Raw genomic sequence first — 2,702 nt, 5'->3', positions numbered from 1 at the left:
CCAGGGGGTTGTCCAGGAAGCGGTCGTCCGCCTGGGCGTCGTGCACCACAAAGGCGTCGGTGCCATGGATGACATGGGCGCAGAAGGCCCAGTCACGCGGCGTCTCACGCACTGGCAGCCCGACCATCGACTTGAACCATTGCCGCTGCTCGTCGATGAGCGACACCGCGCTGATCGGCGTCCCCAGCAGCCTGCTCGCCAGCCGGGTGATGCGGTCGAACACCTCTTCCGGCTCGGTATCCAGGATTTCAAGGCGCCGGAGCACGGCCAGGCGGGCCTGCTCGTCCAACGGTTTGCGCGCAATCTGCATCACACATTTCCTTCTTCTGTCATCGGGCGCGCTGGTCCCGATTCATCGGCTTTGATTGAACGGACATCGACAGGTGACCTGCCTGTGGCCTGCGCTGACAGCGCCGCTGACAAGCCTGACCACGGCTGAACCGGCGGCCGCCCCCCGCGGGGCTCCTCGCCGAAGACCAGCATCCGCGCTTGGGGCAACTGTCTGCGGAAGTGCCGCAGCAAGGCGGGAGAGACCCCGTCGCAGGCCTCATCGAGCACCACCACCGAGACCCTGTAGGCCAGCGCATACAAGGCCGCATCCGAGGCGTGCTCCGCGATGAGCACCGTGCCCGCAGAGATGCTCTGGCGCCACGCCAGCATCACCTCATGTCGCCGGTCCGCGTGCGCGACCAGCATCAGCAAACAAGGCTGCATCTCAGTGCTCCTGCCCGCTGACGGACAGGCCCGGCGCCACCACCACTTCGATCCAGGGTGTGCGGCCGGCCAGGATGGGCGCCAGGGCATCAGGCGCGAGCGGCCGGGCAAAGAAGTACCCTTGTGCCTGCTCGCAGCCGAGCTCCATCAACACCTGAACCTGTTCGAACGTCTCCACACCCTCGGCCACGCACTCCATGCCGAAGCGGTGAGCCAGGCTGATCACCGTGGCCACCACGTGGCGGGTCCTGTCGTCGCTCACCAGGTCGGCCACGAAGCTGCGGTCGATCTTGATGCAGTTGACCGGAAGGCGCCGCATGTACGCCAGTGAGGAGTAGCCGGTCCCGAAGTCGTCGATGGACAGGCTCAACCCCAGGCGTCGCAGCCCCTGCAGGGTGGTCACCGCCGCCTCGAAGTCCTCCAGCAGCACCGACTCGGTGAGCTCGAGCTCGATGAGTTCTGGCGGCACACGGTGGCGGGCCAGGGCCGCCTCGACGCGCGCGACCACGTCAGGGCGCTTGAACTGCGCTGCCGAGAAGTTCACGGCCACGGGCAGCAGGCTGAGGTGACCCTCGTGCCATCGAGCCAGGCTGCGCAGCACCGTCTCCAGGACACGGTCGCCCAGTTCGGCAATCAGACCATGGCGCTCTGCCAGCGGGATGAATACGCTGGGCGGCACTGCCTGCCCGTCGGGCCCGGTCCAGCGGCACAGGGCTTCCAGCCCCACGGGTGAACTGGTGCTCAGCCGCACCTTGGGCTGGAACACCACGTCGAGGCGTCCCGCCATGATGTCCTCTCGCAGCGCGCGCGTCAGGCGGCGCTCAGCCTCCAGGCCGTCATAGTGCTGCATGCTGCAGGCGGGTGCGCCCTGCGCCTGCCGCGCTGCAGAAGCCTGAAGCAAGGCATCTGCCACGCCCGGCTCGAAGCCGGTCTGATTGGCGGCCACCAACGCGTCCGCCGTCAGCACGGCCAGCCCCACCGAGACCCGGAGGTCGACCGACCGGCCGGAATCGAGCTGATAGCGCGTGGCCACCGCCTGGCGCATCTGATCGGCCATCTGGTGAACCTGCTCTCGCGGCCGGTCTTCGCCATCCAGTCCACCGATCGCCCACGCCAGGGCGAACTCGTCGGACCCGACGCGACCCACGACGCACTCGACGCCAGCCAGGGCCGCGGCTTGCGTGCACCGATGAGCCACCTGGCGCAGAAGGCCGTCACCGCAGTACAGGCCATGGTGTTCATTGATGTCGGTAAAGCCGGTGATGTCCAAGGCCATGAAGGCCAACGGCCCCGTCACCGCGTGAAGGCGCTCGGCAGCCTTGATGAACGCATGCCGGCCCAGGATGCCGGTCACCGCGTCGACGCCGCCATAGTCCTCGGACTGCGCGTCGGCCATGCGGGTGGACGCCAGTCCGCTGTAGACGCCCAGGTAGTGCGTGACCTCCCCGTCAGCCTGCTGCAGGGCCGAGATGCTCAACCACTCCCGGAAAAGCCGACCGTCCTTACGGCGATTCCAGATCTCGCCCTGCCACCGCCCCTCCTGCAACAGCGCGGTCCACATGCGGCGATAGAAATCGCTGCTCTGCATCCTCGAATGCATCACGGTGGGCTGTTTGCCGTACAACTCCGCCAGCTCGTAGCCCGTGGCCTGCTCGAAGGCCGGGTTGACATGGCATATCCGTCCCGTCGTGTCGGTGATGACCATCGGCGAGAGCGTGCGGTGGAATGCCTCGTGCAGCAGACGAGGCCCGAGCTCGAAAGCCGACGTCAGCACGGGCGCGGGAGCGAATTGAACGGTCAAGCGGAATCCCCTGAAAGCAGTGGAATCCAATGTAGGAAGACCGTCTGCGACCGGCTGTCAGGAGTTCTTGATCCGTGTTGTCAGGAGGTGCGGACACTGACCCGGGCCAGCGCTCAAAGTGTGTCGTCCTTCACGAGTCCCACGCGCAGGGCCCAGCGCACCAGCCCGGTCACGTCGCTGACACCGA

3 protein-coding genes are annotated in these 2,702 nt (G+C 66.9%); all 3 read right to left on the bottom strand.

What is annotated here, in order from left to right; translation table 11 throughout:
* A partial coding sequence (locus QZ709_RS10670) for a GAF domain-containing protein (protein WP_294637269.1) occupies positions 1–310 on the bottom strand: 310 nt, incomplete at its 3' end.
* Complete coding sequence (locus QZ709_RS10665) at positions 310–702, bottom strand: hypothetical protein (protein ID WP_294637268.1); 393 nt, start codon at positions 700–702, stop codon at positions 310–312. The genes QZ709_RS10665 and QZ709_RS10670, both read right to left, overlap by 1 nt.
* Positions 703–715: 13 nt before the next feature.
* The gene (locus QZ709_RS10660; protein WP_294637266.1) at positions 716–2,515 is read right to left on the bottom strand and encodes a bifunctional diguanylate cyclase/phosphodiesterase; all 1,800 of its coding nucleotides are present in this window, start codon (positions 2,513–2,515) and stop codon (positions 716–718) included.
* Positions 2,516–2,702 lie beyond the last annotated feature (187 nt).

This window comes from uncultured Aquabacterium sp., from assembly GCF_913773725.1.
Lineage (GTDB): Bacteria > Pseudomonadota > Gammaproteobacteria > Burkholderiales > Burkholderiaceae_C > Aquabacterium.
Note: the sequence above shows the minus strand (reverse complement) of the source record. Positions and strands in the feature narration are given on the sequence as shown.